The sequence below is a fragment of the Veillonella atypica KON genome, assembly GCF_002959915.1.
GTDB lineage: Bacteria > Bacillota > Negativicutes > Veillonellales > Veillonellaceae > Veillonella > Veillonella atypica.
Genome location: NZ_PPDE01000011.1, coordinates 82,847 through 106,987, shown reverse-complemented (window position 1 = coordinate 106,987; position 24,141 = coordinate 82,847). Strand labels below are relative to the sequence as shown.

20 protein-coding genes are annotated in these 24,141 nt (G+C 39.4%); 19 read left to right on the top strand and 1 reads right to left on the bottom strand.

Annotation, left to right across the window (positions count from 1 at the left end; translation table 11 throughout):
• Positions 1–22 precede the first annotated feature (22 nt).
• Positions 23–1,366: a threonine/serine exporter family protein gene (locus VAHSUH02_RS09445; RefSeq protein WP_005379810.1), complete on the bottom strand. Its 1,344-nt coding sequence runs from the start codon at positions 1,364–1,366 to the stop codon at positions 23–25.
• A gap of 215 nt (positions 1,367–1,581) precedes the next feature.
• Here VAHSUH02_RS09445 and VAHSUH02_RS09440 point away from each other — a divergent pair, with 215 nt between their 5' ends.
• The 19 genes from VAHSUH02_RS09440 (at position 1,582) to VAHSUH02_RS09350 (ending at position 24,138) form a co-directional block, all read left to right on the top strand.
• Positions 1,582–2,556 (top strand): biotin--[acetyl-CoA-carboxylase] ligase, encoded by a 975-nt coding sequence (locus VAHSUH02_RS09440; RefSeq protein WP_005376606.1) that lies wholly within the window; start codon positions 1,582–1,584, stop codon positions 2,554–2,556.
• 9 nt (positions 2,557–2,565) lie between these two features.
• Positions 2,566–3,333 carry a type III pantothenate kinase gene (locus tag VAHSUH02_RS09435; RefSeq protein ID WP_005376623.1) on the top strand — a complete coding sequence of 256 codons (768 nt, stop codon included), beginning with the start codon at positions 2,566–2,568 and terminating at the stop codon, positions 3,331–3,333.
• Between the two features lie 91 nt (positions 3,334–3,424).
• A complete protein-coding gene (dusB, locus tag VAHSUH02_RS09430; protein WP_005383101.1) occupies positions 3,425–4,417 on the top strand; it encodes a tRNA dihydrouridine synthase DusB in 993 nt (330 codons plus the stop codon).
• 111 nt (positions 4,418–4,528) lie between these two features.
• The gene (gene greA / locus VAHSUH02_RS09425) at positions 4,529–5,002 is read left to right on the top strand and encodes a transcription elongation factor GreA (RefSeq protein WP_005379802.1); all 474 of its coding nucleotides are present in this window, start codon (positions 4,529–4,531) and stop codon (positions 5,000–5,002) included.
• A gap of 29 nt (positions 5,003–5,031) precedes the next feature.
• Positions 5,032–6,543 carry a lysine--tRNA ligase gene (gene lysS / locus VAHSUH02_RS09420; RefSeq protein WP_005383100.1) on the top strand — a complete coding sequence of 504 codons (1,512 nt, stop codon included), beginning with the start codon at positions 5,032–5,034 and terminating at the stop codon, positions 6,541–6,543.
• Positions 6,544–6,940: 397 nt separating this feature from the next.
• Entirely contained in the window at positions 6,941–9,115 is a 2,175-nt protein-coding gene (speF, locus tag VAHSUH02_RS09415; protein ID WP_005383094.1) for an ornithine decarboxylase SpeF, read from the top strand.
• Between the two features lie 63 nt (positions 9,116–9,178).
• Entirely contained in the window at positions 9,179–10,498 is a 1,320-nt protein-coding gene (gene potE, locus VAHSUH02_RS09410) for a putrescine-ornithine antiporter (RefSeq protein WP_005383093.1), read from the top strand.
• 167 nt (positions 10,499–10,665) lie between these two features.
• Positions 10,666–11,619, top strand: a complete 954-nt coding sequence (locus tag VAHSUH02_RS09405) for a cation diffusion facilitator family transporter (protein WP_005379813.1) — start codon at positions 10,666–10,668, stop codon at positions 11,617–11,619.
• 72 nt (positions 11,620–11,691) lie between these two features.
• Positions 11,692–12,972: a serine--tRNA ligase gene (serS, locus tag VAHSUH02_RS09400; RefSeq protein ID WP_038148758.1), complete on the top strand. Its 1,281-nt coding sequence runs from the start codon at positions 11,692–11,694 to the stop codon at positions 12,970–12,972.
• A 9-nt stretch (positions 12,973–12,981) separates the two neighbouring features.
• Entirely contained in the window at positions 12,982–13,626 is a 645-nt protein-coding gene (fsa, locus tag VAHSUH02_RS09395) for a fructose-6-phosphate aldolase (RefSeq protein WP_005383090.1), read from the top strand.
• A gap of 33 nt (positions 13,627–13,659) precedes the next feature.
• Positions 13,660–14,622: a class II fructose-bisphosphatase gene (glpX, locus tag VAHSUH02_RS09390; RefSeq protein ID WP_005376616.1), complete on the top strand. Its 963-nt coding sequence runs from the start codon at positions 13,660–13,662 to the stop codon at positions 14,620–14,622.
• Positions 14,623–14,803: 181 nt separating this feature from the next.
• Entirely contained in the window at positions 14,804–16,069 is a 1,266-nt protein-coding gene (gene murA, locus VAHSUH02_RS09385) for a UDP-N-acetylglucosamine 1-carboxyvinyltransferase (protein ID WP_009661423.1), read from the top strand.
• Between the two features lie 49 nt (positions 16,070–16,118).
• Positions 16,119–17,348: a rod shape-determining protein gene (gene mreB, locus VAHSUH02_RS09380; protein ID WP_038148765.1), complete on the top strand. Its 1,230-nt coding sequence runs from the start codon at positions 16,119–16,121 to the stop codon at positions 17,346–17,348.
• Between the two features lie 200 nt (positions 17,349–17,548).
• Positions 17,549–18,889 carry a phosphodiester glycosidase family protein gene (locus VAHSUH02_RS09375; RefSeq protein WP_038148757.1) on the top strand — a complete coding sequence of 447 codons (1,341 nt, stop codon included), beginning with the start codon at positions 17,549–17,551 and terminating at the stop codon, positions 18,887–18,889.
• Positions 18,890–18,974: 85 nt separating this feature from the next.
• Positions 18,975–19,259, top strand: coding sequence for a biotin/lipoyl-containing protein (locus VAHSUH02_RS09370; protein WP_009661435.1), 285 nt, complete (start codon positions 18,975–18,977; stop codon positions 19,257–19,259).
• Positions 19,260–19,270: 11 nt separating this feature from the next.
• A complete protein-coding gene (locus VAHSUH02_RS09365) occupies positions 19,271–21,298 on the top strand; it encodes a SpoIVB peptidase S55 domain-containing protein (protein WP_005383082.1) in 2,028 nt (675 codons plus the stop codon).
• Between the two features lie 36 nt (positions 21,299–21,334).
• A complete protein-coding gene (locus VAHSUH02_RS09360; protein WP_038148755.1) occupies positions 21,335–22,096 on the top strand; it encodes an MlaE family ABC transporter permease in 762 nt (253 codons plus the stop codon).
• 24 nt (positions 22,097–22,120) lie between these two features.
• Positions 22,121–22,879: an ABC transporter ATP-binding protein gene (locus tag VAHSUH02_RS09355; protein WP_005383080.1), complete on the top strand. Its 759-nt coding sequence runs from the start codon at positions 22,121–22,123 to the stop codon at positions 22,877–22,879.
• Positions 22,879–24,138, top strand: a complete 1,260-nt coding sequence (locus VAHSUH02_RS09350; RefSeq protein WP_005383079.1) for an MlaD family protein — start codon at positions 22,879–22,881, stop codon at positions 24,136–24,138. Before VAHSUH02_RS09355 ends, VAHSUH02_RS09350 begins: the two co-directional genes overlap by 1 nt.
• Positions 24,139–24,141 lie beyond the last annotated feature (3 nt).

Below are 24,141 nucleotides of genomic sequence, written 5' to 3'. Positions count from 1 at the left end.
GTTTCTGTTAGGACAAATCCTTTTATTGTCCATCACAGGCATGTCTCGTAGCCATCAATTCTTGAGTGCGTTGAATCTTACGTTTTTGAAGGTATCGTTGGGCTAGTACATTTGGTACAGCCACACCGACTGCGATACCTACAATAGATAGAATGCCAGTAGTCCCGTTTTGTGCCATATACAATAGACCTGATTCGTTTAGTGAGTTTATGTGTAATATATCAAATAGAAAACGATAGAGCAAAATGCCGGGCATCAGTGCGATAGCTGATGGTACGACTAGTACCGGACCAGATGTTCGTAGCCATGTGGAGAGTTTGACAAAGATGACGCTCATTACGGCTGCACCAATGAATGTAGCACCGGGTAAGGCAAATCCATATTCTAAAAGCATTAGATTACGAATTGCTACGCAAACGACACCGCCTAGCCCGATATAGGGTAATAGTCGAGCTGGTGAATTAAATAGTACAGCAAATGAGGCGGCGGAAACAAAGGAACCAATAATCTGTGCTATAGAAAAAATATGAGGCTTAATATCCACAAAGTTAAATGCCGGCAATGGACTGAAGTAAAGCGCCATCGCCATGCCGAGTGTCATGCTGCCCACGATGAGTAAGGTTCTAATAGCTCGTGTTATGCCGGATAAAATGTGGTTGTTTATAGTATCGATAACCGAATTGATAAGTGGCACACCTGGAATCATGAAGAGTGTACAACAGACGAGGACATATACCAGTGATCCTAACTCGATGAAGGTATAGAAACCATAGGCAATAAACATGGCCGTAAAGGCGCAGATAGCGTTGCCTAAATATTCATTAAATCCAAGGCGCTGAGATACGACCCTCATAAAATAGCCACATAATGAACAGATGAATGTTACTACTAATGCAATAATATCCGCACTGTATAAGTAAGCTAAACCAGCAGAGCCTAATGCGCAAGCAATGCCTTTTGCCCAGACTGGATAGACGGGAATCGTTTGTTGTAGTTTTCCAACTAAACGTTCATAGGTAGTTAAAGAATAATGGCGTTCAAAAGCTCTCCAAGTTAGTTTTGATACGGCATTAATCATAGCCATATTCGGTATATGAATCGGCGTTTTTCGAAACACTGTTATAGAGCGTTCTTCATGAAATATATTAATCATAATCGTTGTATAACTAATGTGGATATTTAAATAATTGTGTGGAATCCCCATAAATGTAGCAGCTTGTTGAATCTCAGATACCATACGTACCGTGTCAGCACCACATTCCATTAGGAGTTTAGCGATATTTAATAATACATCCAATTTTCGATGAATATGGATAAAGGGGGTCTCTAGGACCTCATTTTTTTCTTCTAATGTAAATTGTTTCATTGATACTCCTTAATTTCATCATCCTTTACTCATTATACTATTAATGGCCTGTAATATCATTCATTAATCTATTTGTCTACCTAATGGGGTATAAAAATCTAGATTTTTTGCATTTTTTTGAATGATTATTTATTAAATTGATAAATAACACTTGCTTTTTCAAGGGCCCACTTGTACAATCGAATTGTAAACGAACAGGAGAAAGGGGCCTTATCATGCGTGATGAAGTACTAGAATTCTTAAGACAGAATCAAGGTGACTTTGTTTCAGGTCAAGATATGTCTGAAGCATGTCATGTATCACGAACTGCCATTTGGAAGCATATAAAAGCACTAAGACAAAAGGGCTATAAAATTGAGTCCTATACAAAGCGTGGTTATCGTTTGTTGGAGGAACCGGATTTGTTAAGCCCATTAGCAATGAAACAAATATTGAATACCGATATTTTTGGTAAACGATATGTATATATGGATACAACTGAATCAACGAATTTAGAAGCTCGTAGATTGGCGCAACAAGGCGCTGAGGAAGGTACCGTAGTCGTTACAGAGGAACAGGCTGCTGGTCGTGGCCGCTTGTCTCGTGGTTGGTATTCTCCCTTTGGAAAAGGCTTGTGGTTTAGCCTTATTCTCCGACCTGATTTCCCCCCTGCGGAGGCTCCTAAATGTACGTTGATGGCTGCTGTGGCGCTTACTAAGGCATTTCACAAAATGGGGCTTGCTGATGCAGGTATTAAATGGCCGAATGATATTTTGGTAAATGGTCGTAAGCTTGTTGGTATATTGACTGAAATGTCTGGATCGATGGAGGAAATTTCCTATATCGTTATGGGCATAGGGGTCAATGTTAAGACGAAACAAGAAGAGCTACCGGAAGAAATAAAACAAATCGCCACATCTCTCTTAATGGAAGGCGTTGATATTGAACGGACAGAAGCTTTCAAAATCATCTTAGAAGAATTAGAACACCAATATTACGATGTGCTAGATAGTGGATTTGAGGATACCCTAAATGAATGGCGTAAGTTGAGCGTTACTTTGAATCAAGAAATTGAGGTTAGAGCACCGGGGAATACCTATGAAGGTGTGGCAACTGATATCGATGACGATGGAAATTTATTGGTGAAAACGACTAATGGGGAAGTTAAACGAATTGTTGCAGGCGATGTTTCTATACGTCCGCGAAAATAGGAGGAATGCATGTTATTAGTAATTGATGTGGGAAACACGAATATTGTTCTCGGTGTTTACGATAAGAAAAATTTAGTAGGACACTGGAGAATTTCTACAGATCGTGTGCGTACCACGGACGAATATGGCATGTTGATGATGAATTTGTTTTTTCATGATCGCAAGGTTAACGCAAAGGATATCAAGGCTATCATTATTTCCTCTGTAGTACCGCCATTGATGCCAACATTAGAACGTGTATGCTTGCGTTACTTTAATGTAAATCCTATCATTGTAGGTCCTGGCACAAAAACAGGTATCGCTATTAAATATGATAATCCTCGTGAGGTAGGTGCTGACCGCATCGTCAATGCCGTAGCGGCCAATGCTGTATATAAGGGGCCATTGATTATCATTGATTTTGGCACCGCTACCACTTATTGTGCAGTCCTTGGAAATGGTGATTATATTGGTGGCGTTATTACGCCAGGCGTAACGATTTCAGCAGAGGCTCTGTTCCAACGCGCTGCAAAATTGCCTCGTATTGAGGTAAAGGACCCAGGTCAGGTTATTAATCGTAATACGGTATCATCTATGCAATCCGGTATGTTCTATGGCTATGTAGGACAGGTAGAGGGCCTAGTGACACGTATGAAAGCTGAAATGGGTGGCGATGTAACTGTGGTGGCAACAGGTGGCTTGGCACAGCTCATCAGCAGTGCTACCGATTGTATCGACCATGTAGAGCCAATGCTTACATTGGAAGGTCTCCGTCTTATTTACGAACGAAATAAATAATGGTACTATAATAGAGTTGGTTGTAATTATAGTATGAATGTATAACAACAGGTACGGCTTAGGCTGTACCTGTTTTATTAGGTGAATTATAATGATAGAAACATGGACCATTGGCAATGTACCTATCCAAGGTAAGGCTATTTTAGCTCCTATGGCAGGGGTTAGCGATATAGCATATCGACTGTTGGCCAAAGAACATGGTGCTTCCATGGTTTGTACCGAAATGGTCAGTGCTATGGGGATCAAATATAAAAATGAGCGCACGCATGAGTTATTGCGTATGGAAGCGGTCGAGCATCCTGTATCGATGCAAATTTTTGGTTCTAATCCAGAAGCAATAGCATTGGGCGCGAAGGTGGTAGCAGATGCTGGTGCAGATATTGTAGATATCAACATGGGGTGTCCTGTTAAAAAGGTCGTCTCTAGCGGTGACGGTTCGGCGTTGATGAAAACACCTGACTTGGCGGCTCGCGTAGCAGAAGCCGCAGTAAAAGCTGTTGATGTACCGGTGACGGTAAAAATGCGTATCGGTTGGGATGATGATCATATCAATGTGGTCGACTTTGCCAAACGTATCGAAAGTACTGGTGTTGCAGCTGTTGCTGTTCATGGGCGCACACGGGAACAGATGTATATGGGGCGAGCGGATTGGTCCTATATAAAAGCGGTTAAAGATTCCTTATCAATCCCCGTAATAGGGAATGGTGATGTATGGACTCCTGAAGATGCGCTTCGTATGATGCAAGAAACAGGTTGTGATGCGGTTATGATTGGTCGTGGTGCACAAGGCAATCCATGGATTTTTGAGCGCACTAATCACTATTTAACGACAGGTGAATTAAGACCAGAACCTACCTATTTAGAGCGACTAGATATGTTGCTCAAACATTTTGAACTACTCTGTCGGTATAAAGGGGCGGCTCTAGGAGTAAGAGAAATCCGAACACATGCGGGATGGTATATGAGGGGAATGCCTGAAGCAGCTTATTGGCGTAATCGTGTGAATACAATTCACACTGTTGAAAGCTTTAAAAAAGAGCTTTCAACCTATAGAGATGTATTGGAAAACTGGGGCTCACATTGACAAATACAGGGGTTCTTAGTATAATTGATTAAAAATTAAAGATGAAAGATAAGGTGTCATCGACTATGACACTTTTTCTATTATTTATATGTAGAAAGATTAGGAGAATCCATGGCAGACGTAAAAGAAACATTACTTACAGCCGAAGGTTTGAAAAAACTTGAGGATGAATTAGCATATTATAAATCTGTGCGCCGTATTGAGGTGTCACAACGTATTAAAACAGCTATTGAATACGGCGATATCAGCGAAAACTCTGAATATGATGATGCTAAAAATGAACAGGCTTTCATTGAAGGTTATATTTCTGAGTTAGAAAATAAAATTAATACAGCAAAAATCATTGATGAATCCATTAAGGGGGATGTAGTATCCGTAGGTAGCAAGGTTACCGTATTAGATACAATGTACAATGATGAATTGGAATATGTTATTGTTGGTTCTTCCGAAGCAGATCCTTTCAACAATCGTATTTCCAACGAATCACCTGTAGGTAAAGCTATTTTGGGTAAACGTAAGGGCGATGAAGTAGAGGTATCCACACCAGATGGTCCTGTTACTTTCAAAGTGTTAGCAATTCAATAATTTTTCATTTTAACAAAAGAGGCGATAACATGAGTGAAGAAATTAAAAATTTACAAGAAGAATTAAATGATCAAATGCAAATTCGCCGCGACAAATTGGCTGAATACGAAGCTGATGGTATTTATCCATTCGGCCAACGGTTTGTTGTTAAAGATCATGCAAAAGATATTAAAAATGACTTCTTGAACTACGAAGACCAACCTGTAGTCATCGCAGGTCGTTTGATGACGATGCGTTCCCATGGTAAAACAGCATTTGCCAATATTCGCGATTTGTCTGGTGATATCCAAGTATATTTCCGTAAAGATGTATTGGGCGAAGATAATTACAAATATGTAAAAATGCTTGATATTGGCGATATTGTAGGCCTTGAAGGCCATGTATTTAAAACTCACAGTGGTGAAGTTACGATTAAAGTCGACAAATTGACATTGTTATCCAAAGCATTACGTCCATTACCTGAAAAATGGCATGGTTTAAAGGATACTGAGCTTCGTTATCGTCAACGTTATGTAGATTTAATCGTAAATCCAGAAGTACGCGATACATTTGTTAAACGTTCTAAAATCGTTGCGAAGATTCGCGAATATATGATGAACGATGGCTTCATGGAAGTGGAAACACCTATGATGCATCCAATTCCAGGTGGTGCTGCTGCTCGTCCATTCATTACGCATCACAATGCGCTTGATATTGATATCTATATGCGTATTGCACCTGAATTATACTTAAAACGTTTAATTGTTGGCGGTATGGAACGCGTATTCGAAATGAATCGTTGTTTCCGTAATGAAGGTATCGATAATCGCCATAACCCAGAATTCACAACCATCGAATCCTACCAAGCATATGGTGATGTAGAAGATGCAATTCGTTTAACAGAAAATCTTGTATCTTACTGTGCTCAAGAAGTACTAGGTACACAAGAAATTACATACCAAGGCACTGAAATCAATTTAACTCCACCTTGGAACCGCATCACAATGGCAGAAGGTGTAAAAAAATACACTGGCGAAGACTTTGATGCAGTAACTACTGTAGAAGAAGCGCGTGCTATTGCAGATCGTTTGAATGTAGAATACACAAATAATGATGGTATTGGTAAAATCTTGAATGCTTGCTTCGAAGATTATGTAGAAGAAAACTTGATTCAACCAACTATCGTGTATGGTCATCCAAAAGAAATTTCTCCACTTGCCAAAGCAAGTCGTGAAAACCCATTGGCTACAGAACGTTTTGAAGCGTTCATCTATGGCCGCGAATTGGCAAATGGCTTCTCCGAGTTAAATGACCCAATTGACCAAAAACAACGTTTCTTGGATCAATTGAAAGAACGTGAAGCTGGTGATGATGAAGCTCACCGTATGGATGAAGACTTCGTCAATGCTCTTGAATACGGTTTACCACCAACAGCAGGTTTGGGCGTTGGTATCGATCGTCTTGTTATGTTCTTGACAGACTCTGCATCCATTCGCGATGTATTGTTGTTCCCATTAATGAAACCTGAAACATCTCAAGTTCAAGAAGAAATAACTGAATAATTTTTAAATTAAAGGCTGTAATAGAATGCGGTGAAACTGTGTGCTATTACAGCCTTTTTTGTGTGCCAGTAAGTAGATATGCATGAAGTGCTTGGTATATATTACCTTACATATTAATAATGGTTATCAACATATGAAAAAGTTTATACAACTATATTCTATAATTTAACGTAATATTCATTTTGCATAAAACTCATAATTGCTATGTGTGCATGTGTAATTCGTATTATTAAACGCTATAAATTAAATTGTATAAATGTTAGAATATACATAAAGATAAAGAATACACCTAACTAAATGAGATAGCTATCAATTACTAAAGGGGTATACATCTTATATTTATGTACATAAGTTCCATTAATTTTAATTACAACTCTTACTTTAGGAGGAACGTATTATGAAACACATGAAGGTTGCATTTTCTCATAAGGCACAATATTACTTTGGACCTTTAGACGGCCATGAAAGTGTAGATTTAAGTCAAACCGATTTTACTGATATAGGAGCAATCGTTATTAGTGAAAGTGATACAGCTATCTTAGATAATGAAACTGTAAAATCTTTTGGCATCCCTGTATTCTTAGTTGTTTTTGATAATTCTGTTGATATTGATCAATTCATGGGGAAAGTGGAACGTGTAATTGATGGTTCTAGTACAAACTTCGACTTATATAAACGTCAAATCGAAGCTGCTGCTGACAAATATGAAGAATCTATGTTGCCTCCATTCTTTAGAGCATTGGCTGATTATGTAGAAGAAGGTAACTCTCAATTTGACTGTCCAGGTCACCAAGGTGGTCAATTCTATTGTAAACATCCAGCTGGTCGCGCATTCTATGACTTCTACGGTGAAAACGTATTCCGCTCTGACCTTTGTAATGCGGACGTTGCGTTAGGCGACCTTTTAATCCATGAAGGTCCAGCATGTGCGGCTCAACAACATGCGGCGCAAGTATATAATGCAGATAAAACATATTTCGTATTAAATGGTACGTCTTCATCTAATAAGGTTGTATTGAATGCTCTATTAACACCTGGCGATATCATTCTATATGATCGTAACAACCATAAATCCATTTGCCATGGTGCTCTTGTAATGGCTGGTGCAACTCCTGTATACCTTGAAACTGCACGTAATCCATTTGGTTCTATCGGCGGTATTTTGGAACACTGCTTCGACGAAAAATACATTCGTGAATTGATTGCTGAAAAAGATCCTGAAAAAGCAAAAGCAGAACGTCCTATCCGCTTAGCAGTTATCCAATTAGGTACATACGATGGTACTATCTATAATGCGCGTCAAGTTGTTGATAAAATCGGTCACCTTTGTGATTACATCTTCTTTGACTCCGCATGGGTTGGTTACGAACAATTTATCCCTATGATGAAAGACTGCAGTCCATTGCTCTTAGAATTAGGCCCTAATGACCCAGGAGTATTGGTAACTCAATCTGTTCATAAACAACAAGCTGGTTTCTCTCAAACATCTCAAATCCACAAAAAAGATAAACACGTTAAAGGTCAAGATCGTTATGTAAACCATAAACGTCTTAACAATGCATTTATGATGCATGCGTCTACATCTCCATTCTATCCATTATTTGCAGCACTTGACGTAAATGCTAAGATGCATGAAGGCGAAGCTGGTAAAAAACTTTGGATTGACTGTGTAGAAACAGTTATTGATGCTCGTAAATCTGTATTGAAACATTGTAAATACCTTCGTCCATTAGTACCTCCTGTTGTACATGGTAAAAAATGGGAAGATGGGGATACAAAAGCAATGGCTCAAGATGTGGAATACTTCGCATTCGAACCTAATGCTAAATGGCATTCCTTCAAAGGTTATGGTAAAGGCCAATACTTTATCGATCCTTGCAAATTCCAATTGATTACACCTGGTATCAATGTAGAAACTGGTGAATACGAAGATTTCGGTATTCCTGCCAATATTCTTGCAAACTACTTGCGTGAAAATGGTATCATTCCTGAAAAATGTGACTTGAACACAATTCTATTCTTGATGACACCAGCAGAATCCAAAACTAAGATGGATGATTTGGTTGCACAATTGATTCGTTTTGAAGAATTAATTGAAGCCGATGCGCCTATGCAAGATGTTTTACCATCGATTTACTATGCTAATATCGATAAGTATAAAGGCTATCATATCCGTCAATTATGTCAAGAAATGCATGATTTCTACAAAGATAGACAAGTTAGTACATTACAAGAACGCTTGTTCTTACATGACTACTTCCCAGAATATGTAATGAATCCTCAAGATGCAAACTTTGAATTCCAACGTGGTAAAGGCGAACTTGTACCATTAGATGAAGCTGAAGGCCGTATTGCTCTTGAAGGCGCTCTTCCTTATCCTCCTGGAGTATTGTGTGTACAACCTGGTGAACGTTGGTCCAAGACTGCTTGTGATTACTTCTTAGCATTGCAAGAAGGCATCAACAAGTTACCTGGTTTTGCTCCTGAAATTCAAGGCGTATATATTACACCACAACCAGATGGAACTAAAAAAGCATATGGCTATGTATTGAAAAAAGAATTTGAAAAATAACACTATTGTGTGCCGTCAGAGTTTCTCTGACGGCGCCACAATCAATAAAAAGGTGGTAAAACTATGAGTACAGGCAAAAATAAAATGTCCGTATTGCAGCTGACAATTTTAACAGCTGTAAATATGATGGGCTCCGGTATTATCATGTTGCCAACAAAGTTGGCACAGGTAGGTGCTCTTTCAATCGTATCTTGGTTGATCACAGCCGTAGGCTCCATGTGTTTGGCATACGCATTTGCTAAATGTGGTATGTATGGACGCAAGGGTGGCGGCATGGGTGGTTATGCTGAATATTCCTTCGGTAAAGCGGGGAACTTTATGGCAAACTATACCTATGGTGTATCTCTTTTGATTGCTAATATTGCGATTGCTATTTCCGCTGTAGGTTATGCAGCAACCTTTGCTGATGCAACATTAACACCATTAATGACTGGTATTTATACAATTTTCACATTATGGCTTGCAACAGTATTGAACTTTGGTGGTGCTAGTATTACAGGTCGTGTATCTAGCTTTACCGTATGGGGCGTTATTGCACCAGTACTTGTAATTAGTACTGTAGGCTGGGCATATTTCTCCGCAGATATGTATGTGGCAAACTGGAATGTCAACAACATGCCATTTGGCGAAGCAGCTACAAACTCTATCGCTATGACATTGTGGGCTTTCCTTGGTCTAGAATCTGCATGTGCTAACGCTGATGCTGTAGATAATCCAGAAAAGAATGTACCAAAAGCCGTTCTTGGTGGTACATTAGGCGCTGCTGCGATTTATATCGTTTCCACTAACATGATGTTTGGTATCGTACCAGCTAGCGAACTCGTTAATAGTAATGCACCATTCGGTTTAGCATTTGCTTCCATGTTCAATGGTACAGTTGGTAAGATTGTAATGGGCCTTATGGTTATGTCTTGCTTCGGTTCCTTGCTTGGTTGGCAGTTCACGATTGCGAACGTATTTAAAGGCGCCGCTGACGAAGGTTACTTCCCTAAATTGTTCAGTAAAATTACATCTAAAGATGCTCCAGTAGTTGGTATGGTAACAATTACTATCTTGCAATCTCTAATGAGTTTGATGACAATCAGTCCTTCCTTAAGCGAACAATTCGAAACATTGGTTAACTTGGCCGTTGTAACGAATATTATTCCTTATCTATTATCCATGGGTGCTGTTATCGTATTGATGAAAGCTGCAAAACGTGCTGGTAGTGAACTTAAAGGTACGACATTCATCGCCTTTATCGGTTCCTTATATAGCTTATATGCATTGTATGCATCTGGTTTTGAAGCTATGACATACGGTTCTATTGTAACCTTTGCCGGTTGGACATTATACGGTTTCGTATCTGATCGCTTTGATTTAGAACATAATATTGGAAAATAGTATAATTAAACTATTACTATAAGAGATTTGGTGATACTATCTCCTTTGAATAGCCCTCAGTTATTAGAAGTATAGAATTCTAATAGCTGAGGGCTTTTTCTGTGTGATTTTAAAAATACTCAATATTAGGGTATAATAAAATAATATAGGTATAAAAGGGGGTAATTATGGATATATTAGCTGCAAGGCGTTCCATAGAACAACGATTACTAAAGCAATCCGTTGCATTAATGTCGTTGGTGGCCGTTAGTGGTACTATTATGGGTGTAATTACTGGTTCTAGTGCCGTATTATTAGATGGTATATTTTCATTCATCGATGTAATCATTAAGATTATGATGCTTATGACGGCCAAATTGGTAGCGCGCGAGACAAGTAAACGGTTCCAGTTTGGATATTGGCAATTTGAGCCTCTTGTGCTCGTTGTTGAAGGATTCTTTATTCTATTGATCGTATTATACGCATTGATTAGTGGTATAGGGGATTTACTAAATGGTGGTCGCCATGTTGATTTCGGTATAGCTATTTACTATGCTATTTTCTTTACTATAGCTGATACAGCATATTATTTTTATGTACATCGCATTAATAAAAGCTTACAATCGAATCTAATCAAGTTTGATAATGTAAGTTGGTCTGTTGACGCGTGGCTCGAGGCAGCCATCCTCATCAGCTTTATAGCCGCAATCCTTTTAGAGGATACATCATACAGTTATTGGGCGGTATATATTGACCCTATCGTTTTGATCGTACTAGCATTGCAAATGACACCATCTGTTATTAAGATTATTGTACCTTCTACAAAACAAATCTTGGGGTGGGCGCCTTCATCTTTGCATGATGAGGTACAAGAAATCATGGATCGTTTTATGGAAAAATATTCATTTAAGGATTATGTGACGAGTGTACAGGCTTATGGTAACTCGCGCATCATAGAGATTGATATTCTAGTGCCAAAGAAGTTTCCTTATCAAACAATAGCGGAACTCGATCGTATTCGAAATGAAATCGATGAAGAAATCGGCGGTAATCCTACAGAGAAATGGGTCACCATTTCCTTCACTGCGACCCGTAAATGGATGGCTAAGGATTATCTTCTCGATGAAGAAGATGATGAATAATGCTATATTTTATGGTATACTTAAGTGTATTAAAATACTAAATTGTACGACATAATAGAAGAGGCTGATACTATGTTAGATTTGAAATTTGTCCGAGAAAATCTCGAATTAGTAAAACAAAATTTGGATAATCGTCATACAAAGGGTGATCTTGACACCTTTGTTGCTGCGTATGATGAACGAAAACAATTGATTCAAAAGGTTGAAGAATTAAAGGCATTACGTAATTCTGTAACAGAAGAAATCAGCCAATTAAAACGCAATAAAGAAAATGCAGATGATAAAATTGCAGAAATGAAACGCGTTGGCGACGAAATTTCTGAGTTAGATGGTCGCATTCGCGAAGTAGAAGAATCTTTGCGCAATGCTGCATTGATGTTGCCAAATATGTGTGACGCATCTGTTCCTGTTGGTGCTGATGAAGATGAAAATGTAGAACAACGCAAATGGGGCGAACCACGTCAATTTGATTTTGAACCAAAAGCACATTGGGATATCGGCGAAGACTTAGATATTCTTGATTTTAACCGTGCTGTAAAAATGTCCGGTGCTCGCTTTACCGTATATAAAGGTTTAGGTGCTCGTTTAGAACGTGCTCTTATTAACTTCATGGTTGATCTTCATGTTGATAAGCAAGGCTATACAGAAATGATGACACCATACATGGTAACTCGTGAAACCTTGACAGGTACAGGTCAATTGCCTAAATTTGCTGAAGATATGTACCACGTTGAGGATACAGAATACTTCTTGATTCCTACTGCAGAGGTTACATTGACAAATTATCACAGCGGTGAAATCTTGAGCGAAGACGAATTACCTAAATATTACACTGCGTTTACTGCATGTTTCCGTGCTGAAGCGGGCTCTGCTGGTCGTGATACACGTGGCTTGATTCGTCAACATCAATTTAACAAGGTAGAAATGGTAAAACTTTCAAAACCAGAAGACTCTTGGAATGAATTAGAAAAATTGACAGACAATGCAGAGGAAGTATTGCGCCTATTAGAATTGCCATTCCGTGTTATCACATTGTGTACCGGTGATATCGGCTTTGGTTCTGCTAAAACGTATGATGTAGAAGTATGGATGCCTGCACAAAATAAATATAGAGAAATTTCTTCTTGCTCCAATATGACGGACTTCCAAGCTCGTCGTGCAAATATTAAATTCCGTCGTGGTCCTAAAGGCAAACCTGAATTCGTTCATACATTGAATGGTTCTGGCCTTGCAGTAGGTCGTACCGTAGCGGCAATTTTGGAAAATAATCAACAACAAGATGGTTCCGTTGTGATTCCTAAGGTGTTGGTTCCATACATGGGCGGCGTAGAAAAAATTACGCCTACCAAATAAGGAGGTCCCATGAAATTCTTTATAGATACAGCCGAATTTAGTGAAATTAAAGATGCTTACTCTTATGGCTTTATCGACGGGGTAACGACAAACCCATCCCTAATTGTGAAAGCTAAACGCGATTTAAAACAAGTAATTAAAGAAATCGCGGATCTTGTAGATGGCCCTGTGAGTGCAGAGGTCATTGCTAGTGATGCACCGGGTATGATTGAAGAAGCGCATGAGCTTGTAAAACTGGGATCTAATGTGGTTGTTAAAATTCCAATGACTCCAGAAGGCTTAAAAGCCGTTGCAGTGCTTTCAAAAGAAGGCATTAAGACAAATGTAACATTGATTTTCTCTGCTAATCAAGCATTATTGGCGGCTCGCGCTGGTGCTACATTTGTGAGTCCTTTTGTTGGACGTATTGACGATATTAGCATGGATGGATTGACCTTAATTCAAGACATTGCAGATATCTTCGCTATTCACGGTATTAATACTGAAATTATCGCTGCTAGCGTACGTACACCATTGCATATTTTACAATGTGCGAAAGCTGGTGCCCATATTGCAACAGTGCCATATAAAGTGTTGTTACAAGCTATGAAACATCCATTGACCGATGCAGGTTTAGAAAAATTCATGGCTGATTGGAAACAAGCTAATCAATAAGTAATATAAACATCTTTTTAAGGAGGCCCTAAAATGGATCGTACTTTATCTTTAGAATTTGCTCGTGTAGTCGAAGCAGCTGCACTTCGTAGTGGTCGTTTGTTAGGTCGTGGTCAAAAAGACGAAGCTGATGGCTTAGCTGTTGATGCAATGCGTCAAGCATTTGACTCTGTCCGTATTTCCGGTACCGTTGTTATCGGTGAAGGTGAAATCGACGAAGCTCCAATGTTATATATTGGTGAACATGTTGGTGCTGGCGGTCCAGAAGTAGATATTGCAGTAGATCCGATTGAAGGCACAAATTTGATTGCCAAAGGACAAAATGGTGCTATTGCTGTTATGGCAATTGCTGAAAAGGGTGGCTTGTTACATGCACCTGACATGTACATGGAAAAGATTTGTGTAGGTCCTCGTGGTGCTGGCGCTATTGATATTACAAAATCTTTGACAGAAAATATTCAAAACGTAGCTGCAAAGATGGGCCGTAAGGTTGATGAAATCAACTTGGTAATGCTAGATCGTGAACGCCATTATGGTTTAATGAAGGAAGCTCGTGATTTAGGCGCTCGCATTATGCTTATTTCTGATGGTGATGTTAACCCTGCAATGGAATGCTGTATCGAAGGTTCTGGCGTACATATGGTTGTCGGTACTGGTGGTGCACCAGAAGGCGTATTAGCTGCAGCAGCACTTAAATGTGCAGGTGGCGATATGCAAGCTCGTTTGAAACCAGGAAATGAAGAAGAAATTCGTCGTTGTCATGAAATGGGTGTCAAAGATGTTAACCAAGTATTGACACTTGATGATTTGGTTCGTACTGACGACGTAATCTTTGCTGCTACAGCTATTACACGTGGTAACTTATTGAATCCTATTCAATACTTCCCAGGCGGTGCTCGTACGCATACTATTGTAATGCGTTCTAAAACAGGCACTGTACGATTCCTAGATACTATTCATAGAGATGAAAAATTAACAACATTGAAAGCTCGTTAATTTCTTTGCTTTCAGTAAATAGTCTGTGTAGACCCCTAAGATTAGATTGATAATCTTAGGGGTTTTACTTGATGAGAAAGCCTAAAAAATAGTATAATAATCGTTAGTATATAACAGTGTGGCGAATATGGTTATACATGAACATAACCATTTTGATATAAGAAATGTAGGAGGAATTCTTTTGGAAAAGCTCGTTATTAAAGGCGGTAATCAGCTGAATGGTCGCGTGCGCGTTAGTAGTGCGAAAAATGCGGTGTTGCCTATTATTGCAGCTACTTTATTAGCATCAACACCGAGTAAATTATTGGAAATTCCAAATTTAGAGGATGTTGGTACCATCTCCCAAGTTATTGAGTCTTTGGGCGTTAAGATTACACGAAACGAAGCTGATGATGAAATTATCTTCGATGCATCCATGTTGACGGCTACCGAAGCTCCTTATGAATTGGTACGCAAAATGAGAGCATCCTTCCTTGTGATGGGACCATTATTGGCTCGCAAAGGGGAAGCTAAGATTTCTATGCCTGGTGGTTGTGCTATTGGTGCGCGCCCTATCGATTTACATTTAAAAGCGTTTGAAGCATTGGGTGCAAAAATTGAAATCACAGAAGATTATGTATATGCACATGCTCCAGAGGGCTTACAAGGCACTCAAATTTACTTGGATTTCCCAAGTGTAGGGGCCACTGAAAATGTAATCATGGCTGCTTCTATGGCTAAGGGTAAAACAGTTATTGAAAATGCTGCAGAAGAACCAGAAATCGTTGATTTAGCTACATTCTTGAATGCGATGGGGGCTAACATTCGCGGTGCAGGTACGAATGTGATTCGTATTGAAGGTGTAGAATCCTTGCATGGTGCTATCCATACCGTTATTCCAGATCGTATTGAAGCTGGTACATATTTAATTGCTGCGGCTATGGCTGGCGGTGATGTATTCGTAGAAAATGCATTACCTGAACATTTGAAACCCGTAGTGGCTAAATTGAAAGAAGCAGGCGTTACCGTAGAAGAAGATATTGACGGTATTCGTGTTATTAGCACAGGCAAAGGCTTAAAAGCTGTAGATATTAAAACATTACCATATCCTGGATTCCCTACAGATATGCAAGCTCAATTTATGGCGTTCACTACTATTGCGGAAGGTACAAGCACAGTAACGGAAACCGTATTTGAAAATCGTTTTATGCATGTCGCTGAATTGCGTAAGATGGGTGCTCATATAGATATTGATAATCGACAAGCTATCGTAGAAGGGATGCAATCCTTACATGGCGCTGTTGTGAATGCAACTGATTTACGTGCTGGGGCGGCTTTAGTTTGTGCAGGCTTAGCTGCGGAAGGCACAACAGAAATAGGTCGTTTACATCATATCGATCGCGGTTATGATGATTTAGTGGGTAAATTGAAAAGGTTAGGTGCCGATATTGTTCGGGTTGACGAATAAGAACAAAAGGCCAAAACAGAATACAAAGAAACGAAGCCGGCGTAAACAAGTGCCGGCTTTGCGTCGCAGTCAAGATAATGATGCAAAAGCTAAAAAAGAGTCGGTTGTAGAGCGCACTTCACGAGCTGCTATGGTCAAGGTAACGGAATTACGCCGTAAAGAGCGCCGTCAAAAACGGACGAAACCGATTGCAAAGACCACTCCAGCTATGACATTGAAGCGTATTGTATCCCCTCAGAATGTAGGAGAAACGGTGTTTAAATTTGGTCGTTCCCTTACATTTGATTTGGGTATCGATTTAGGTACGGCCAATGTTTTAATCTATGTCAAGGGCAAAGGACTTGTTCTAGATGAACCTGCTTGTGTGGCGAAAGATACTCGGACTGGCGATGTATTAGCGGTAGGTGAAAGCGCACGTCGCATGATTGGGCGAACTCCAACGGGAATTGAAGTTATACGACCTGTGCAGGCAGGCGTTATTGCTGATTACGATATGACGGAATTCATGCTCAAGTATTTTATTCGTTCTGTTGTTCCTGCATCTCGTCTCATGAAAACACGTATCGTTGTTTGTGTTCCATCGGGGATTACTCCCGTTGGAAAACGTGCTATTCTTGAAGCATTACTACGAACTGGGGCTAAGAAGACGGTTCTTATTGAAGAACCTTTAGCAGCGGCTATGGGCACAAATTTAAATGAAGCGGATAAGGTCGGTGCTATGGTCGTAGATATTGGCGGTGGCACTACGGATATTGCAGTCCTTTGTGATACAGGTGTCGTAGTGAGTGAATCGTTGCGTATTGGCGGAGATTCTTTTAATGAGGCTATTATTCAATATGTACGACGCAAGAAAAAGCTTGTCATTGGTCCTCTAACGGCGGAAGAAATAAAGATATCTGCAGGCACTGTAGACCGGCGTTCTGAAGAGCGAGAGGTAGAAATTCGAGGGCGTGATGTTATTAGCGGTTTGCCTAAGATAGTTACATTACATTCGCTAGAAATACAGCGTGCATTAGAGTCTCAAGTTATGAGTATTCTTGAGGCAATTAAGTCCATATTGGAAAAAACGCCACCTGAATTGGTGGCTGCTATAGGCGATCATGGTATCATTCTCACCGGTGGTGGGGCATTGATTAGCGGGCTTGACCGCGTTATTTCTCGATCTGTTGGCATAGCTGCTTATTTAGTCGAATTACCAAGGTATGCGGTAATTAAAGGGGTAGCAAAAACATTAGATGAAATGTCATCATTGCGAGATACATTAGAAGACTTACAATAGAATTAGAAAAGCTGAGGTGGGAAACTGTCTCAGCTTTTTGTATTATTGCGAGAAATAGTGTATACTACAAGTGAATAGATTGTATAAAATTAATAATGAAGTATAATCTGATTTAAGTTGTTATATCTAGTTCTGATTCATAACAGAATACGTTAACATACAGAATTTATAAACTCTATATATCGTAAAGGAGTTCGATGATGATACGCCTTAAAACAGCCGCTATAATGGCATCTATTATGGTAACAACTACTGTTACTGCTTGTGCCGGTGATTTGACAGCCGTGCGAGTATCCGATTATGATGGCGCAAGCCGTATTGTTTTTGATATGACTGAATTACCTTTATCCTGGACTAAGTCATATAACGCAAACCAAAATACGGTTACCTTGAACTTAGCCAATACAACTAATAAAATTTCCAATGCCGCAGATCGTACAACACATAAGATCGGTGTGTTGAAAGGTATGTCCTTTCAACCTACTAATGATGGTTTACAAGTGAGACTATCTGCCAATCAATCGATTAATTATCATGCTTTCACCCTATCGAATCCCAATCGTGTGGTTGTTGATTTGTTTTCAGATTACAGTCAGAAGACAACGAAAAGTGTAGGTGCATCGATTCAGACTGCTAACATAAAAACAGCAGTTAACGAGGGATTAATTCGCGCTTATGCGATGACAGTTAACAATGATGCACCAATGGTGGTAGCAAGTGTGCCCGGTGGAAAGCCTTTGTCCTCGATTTCACAGCAACACATTGCTGCTGTCGGTTTATCCGTTCCGGGAAAGAGCTTTGATAAACCGTATGCGGTTAGTGCATCTAGTGAGGTGGATTTAAATCGCATTCAATCCGTTGGCGTTCTTCGCTATACACCAAGTAGAGGGTATTTTATAGAAGAGAAGAAACCATTGTTGCAGGCTAAGACACCTAAATCTACGTTGGTGATTACCACTGTAAATGGTCCACGTAGAAATAATGCACTTACGCTATATACATCTAGTTTTGGTGAAAGTACAAATACAAATGAATTCGGTTATGAAGTGACAGTAAGTAATGGGAAGGTTCTTAAGGTGGGAAATGGCAATTCCGCATTAGGGAACAATCAATTTGTATTGTCTGCTCATGGTGAGGCCATAGCTTCATTAAAATCTTTAAAAGTGGGCACGCCTGTTGTATTACAACCACGTCAGGAACTTGCGAAGGTAGAAACTGCTGGTGGCGCTATGGTTGAAGGGGGCACACTGGTTTTACATAATGGTAGTTATGTGGGCCCTAAAGATTCTACGAATCGTAGTCGAAGTTTCATCGGCACAACAAAGGATGAAAAGCTCGTTGTAGCCACTGTAGATAAACATAATGCTTCATCTGTAGGTGTTACACTAGAGGAAGGGGCTAACCTATTGACCTCTTTAGGGGCTATCAATGGATTTGAATTATCCAATCAAGGCAGTGTTGATGTAGAGGTTGATGGCCATTATACTCACAAAGGTAATGAAACGCCTAGTGCTTATGAAAAAATACTTATAATCAAGTAATGAGTTGCATACAATTTTGTTTGAAAAAAAGCTAGAGATTTAGTATAATGTCTTTATGTATTCTATTGTAAAAGGAGGGATCGTTATGAAAAAGACACTTTTAGCCTTAGCTGCTTTAACAGCATTAGGTATTACTTCTGTAATGGCGGCCCCTGTATCATACCAAAGTGTATTAACAGGTAAAGTTGCTTCTACTGTTGCTGTTGGCACTTCTGTTACAGAAGGTCAAACATTGGTGACTGTAGAAACATTGGCAGGCCCTATGGCGGCAGCTAAATCCACGGTGAATGGCACTGTGACTGCAGTTGATGTTACAGTAGGTTCGGATATTTCTCGTGATCAAGTCGTTGTCACTGTAGAAAGCAAATAAAGGAGATAGGAATGAAGTTTTCTCATTCTTGGCGTCGGTATAGAAAAACGATACTGGCGCTTTTCTTCTGTAGTGCTCTATCATCGGCACAGGCAGTTGATTTTATGCCTGTTCAAGATGTACAGACTGGTATGGAAGGTATAGCAAAAACAGTAATAGTAGGGGATACGATATCGAATTTTAATGTTAAGGTATTGGGCGTTATGAAGGATAAAGGCCCATCTGGACATTTAATTCTTGCAAAGTTTTCTGGCCCTGTTATGGAACAGACCGGTGGCATTGCGCATGGTATGAGTGGTAGTCCTGTATATATTAATGGGAAACTTGTAGGTGCCGTAGCATATGGTTGGGGCTTTGCTGATGGCACGATTGGCATGATAACGCCTATCGAAGATATGGTGAAATTATGGAATATACCATATGAAAAGAATTTGACAAATACTTGGTCAGACAAACAATTAATTCCAATGAAAACTCCTTTGATGGCCTATGGATTTGATACTACATCTATGGAGTATTTTAAATCAAAATTACCACAATATAATTACGAAACCTATGATACGGCTAGTTCTAGTAGTGATGATATTGCTAAGCCGTTAGAGGCTGGTGGATCTGTAGCGGCTTTGTTGGTTGATGGTGATTTAAAACTTGGCGCTATTGGTACCGTTACCTATGTTGATGGCAAACAAATGGTGGCCTTTGGTCATCCGTTCTTGAAACATGGTTCTGCTAATTATTTTATGCATAATGCCAATATTTTTACGGTTGTTAAAAGTTATGAATCTGCCTTTAAGCTAGGTTCTATGGGAAGAGAAATCGGTACTGTTACAGAGGATCGTGGCGCAGGCATTGCCGGTGTTTCTGGCACTGTTTCTAGTGGGATTCCAGTTCGCTTTCATTTAAAAGATATCGATATGGGCCGTGACAAGCAGTCTAATGTAAAGGTTATTGAAGATAAGGATATGACACCTACATTGGCGGCTACAGCACTGTATAATATGCTAAATAAGACCCTAGACCGCAGTGGTGCTGGTACTGCTAAAATTACCTATACGATTACACCACGTAATGGTGAACAAAAATCATTAACGCGAACCAATATGTTTTATAGCTCTGAATCCATTAGTGAAAAAACGGTTGATGAATTTTACAATGTTATCGATGTATTGATGAACAATCGCTTTATTAACTATGAAATTGCGGATATCAATGTGGAAACAGAGGTAACACAAGATAAGAAAACGGCAAAACTTGTAGATGCAGCTGCATCATCGACCGTTGTATCTCCTGGTGATACGATTGTAGTTGACGTTACATTGGAACCATATCGTGGGGAAAAAGTTAATAAAGAGGTATTCTTCACAGTACCTAAAGACCAACCTTTAGGTAAATATACCTTAGAGGTTCGTGGTGGTGGCGAAATCCCATTGCCTTATGTATTGGAAAAACAAAAATATAATTTGACTGATGAAGTTCTACGTCGTTTAAAAGTTTACAAAGACTTTAACGATTTGTTTGATGAATTACAAAAGACTGATACGAATAATCAAATTGTTGTAGAAATCTTAGAAGATGGCGTTAGTCTTGTAAATGAAGAGGCTTCTACAAATTCTGTGAAAAAGGCAAAACTTCAAGGTGTAGAAGATAAACCTAGCCCTGGAGATCTTAAAAAGAAAAAAGGTAGTGAAGACCTTAGCGATGGTAAAGATGATGAAAAGAAAAATGAAAAAACTGCTATCGACACAGAGTATATTGTTCAAGGGGACGGTCAATTTACAATCCAAGTTATGAGTGTTAAAGACCGTGACAAAGCATTAGCTAAACGTGCTAAAGAAGCTAAAGAACAGGTTAAGATGGAACATAAATTGGAATTAGAAGATCAAGGTAATAAAAAAGATTCCAAAGCATCTCAAAATAAAAAAGACAAGTCTGTTAATAAACCATCTAAGGAAAAACCATCCAAGGATAAACCAGCAGGTGATGCTCCTTCGAATGAGAAACCATCTAATGATAAACCTTCAAATGATCAAGTAGAGTAAAATTTGAAATATAAGCAAATAGTAAGGGGGACTGTTGTGAATTGGCTTGAGGCGATAGGGCGCAATGTAATGGCCGGCTTATCGAATGTGGGTACTGCCATGCTACTTCTATGGCAGACCATAAAACAATTAAAAATGCTCAATGCATGGCATGTGCTACAACAGATGGCTCATCTTGGCGTAGACTCACTACCGATTATTAGTCTGACACTATTATTTGCAGGTGGTGTAATGACATTACAAATAACAGATGTGTTAATTACCTATGGTGCACAAGGTACGGTAGGTGGACTCATGGCCGTTGCGATGGGCCGTGAATTAGGACCTATTCTTGTAGGCGTTGTATTAGCAGGCCGTGTAGGGGCTGCCATTACGGCCGAAATTGGTACGATGAAGGTTACAGAGCAAATCGATGCATTACGCGTTATGGCTGTAAATCCAATCGGTTATCTCGTTGTACCTCGCGTTGTAGCCTGCATGATTATGGTACCAATCCTCGCATTTTATGGCGTTGTCATTGGTATTGCAGGTGGTTATTTTGTAGCTACTACTATTAAGGGGTTAGCACCAGCCACCTATTTAGATTCGATACAAATGTTTTCAACCATTTCTGATTTTACATTAGGGTTAATTAAATCTAGTGTTTTTGGTGCTGTCATCGCTCTTGTAGGGTGCTATAAGGGAATGCATACCAAGATGGGGGCCGAAGCTGTTGGTTTCTCCACTACTAGTTCTGTAGTAACAAGTATTATCTTAGTATTTGTATTAAATTATTTTTTATCAACTCTACTCTTTTAATCGATTATCTCGAACGAGGGCTTTATGATTGAATTACGTGATGTGGTTGTAGCCTATGACACGCGTGTAATATTAGATTCTGTTAATCTGACCATTAAAGATGGGGAGACGCTTGTTATTTTGGGTGGTAGTGGTAGTGGTAAAAGTACGCTATTACGCTTGATTATAGGTTTACAACGCCCCACATCAGGCCAAATTATTGTTGATGGTGTAGATATTACTACATTATCTGAAGAAGAATTTAATAAGGTACGTCAAAAGATGGGCATGGTATTTCAATACTCCGCATTATTTGACTCTATGTCAGTGGGGGAGAATGTCGCCTTTGGACTAAGGGAACATACCAATCTAAGTGATGATAAAATTCAACATATTGTTGATGAGCGACTCGGTTGGGTTGGGCTAAGCGGATATGAGTCTTACATGCCTAATGAGTTATCTGGGGGGATGAAGAAAAGGGTTAGTCTTGCTCGGGCTATCGCTCTTGATCCGACGCTCATCTTGTATGATGAACCTTCGTCTGGTCTAGACCCCATTACATCGGGAACGATTAGCATGCTCATCCGAGGTATGCAAGAACGGTTGAGCTGTACATCTATCGTAGTAACTCATGATATGCAATCTGCTTTTTATGTGGCTGACAGAATTGCATTACTTGATAAGGGAAAATTTATAGAAGTATCTAAAACAGAGGATTTTAAAAACTCACCTAATCCTAAAGTACAACAATTTATTCATGGTGAGGCGGAGGCTATCGATATCGGAACAAGGAGAGACAGATAATGAAGTGGACGACGGAAGCTAAAGTAGGGGCTTTCACAATTGTAGGTGTTGTGTTGTTCGTGCTGGGCATCATATTTGTGGGGCGTATAGACGTATTTGCAAAACCTCAGATGACGATTACCGGTGATTTTGCTCAAGTTAATGGGTTGAAAAATGGTAATCAGGTTAAATTTTCTGGTGTCGCAATTGGTACGGTTTCTGATATTGAAATTACACCATCTGGTGTTTTGGTGAAGATGAAAGTCGATGATAAAACTCAAATACCAAGCGATTCAACATTTTCCTTAGGATCTGATGGATTCTTAGGGGATAAATTTATTCAAATTTCACCTGGTAAATCAACCGTATATTTACATGATGGTGATTCCGTTAAAGGTGAAGGGGTCGATGCGATGGATAAAGCCATGCAAAGTGCTCAAAAATTAATGGCTGGTACAGAACAAATGTTGCAATCCATTAATAATATTATTGGCGACCCTAAAACACAAGACGCATTAAAACATTCGTTGCAATCTACGGCTGTCATGGCTGACAATGCGGTAGCGGTTACACAAAATATGGCAGATGTGACGGCTCAGCTAAATCAAGCGGCTCAACAATTTAATGCTGATGGTAATGCTGGTAATGACATGCGTGCTATCTTGACGAATATTAAACAAACTACGGATCGTGTTGATCACATGGCGCGTTCCATGGAAGGAACCGTAACGGATCCAAAAGCACAAGAAAATATTAAAGCAACATTGCATAATACGGAGCAAATTTCTGCTCGTGTCAATAAATTGTTAGGTGGCAAACCATATGCATCTGAAACCGTTAATGGTTCCTCGGAGGCTAATGGTTCTGAAAAAAAGTCATCTATTAAAGTAGAACCTTCTGTGGATTTACTTTATAATACAAATCAAGAAGAGGTCCGTATCAATGGTCGTGCTCGCGTTTACACAGATAAAGGCATGGGTGAATTTGGACTTTCTAATATTGGTGATGATACCGATTTTGATTTGAATGGCGGTAAATTTATCGCAAATAAATGGTTAGTACGCGGTGGTATTTTTGAAAGCAAGCTCGGATTTGGCATTGACTATAATCCACGTGGGTCTTTTGGTGTTTCTGCAGCTATGTATGATTTGAATCATCCTAAATATCGACTACGTTCTGATATACGCTTACATAATAATACGTACGGTGTTGTGCAAATGACACGCCCATTTGGCTCTTCAAATGGAGGCACCTACTTTGGTATTAAACAAGTCTTTTAAAAC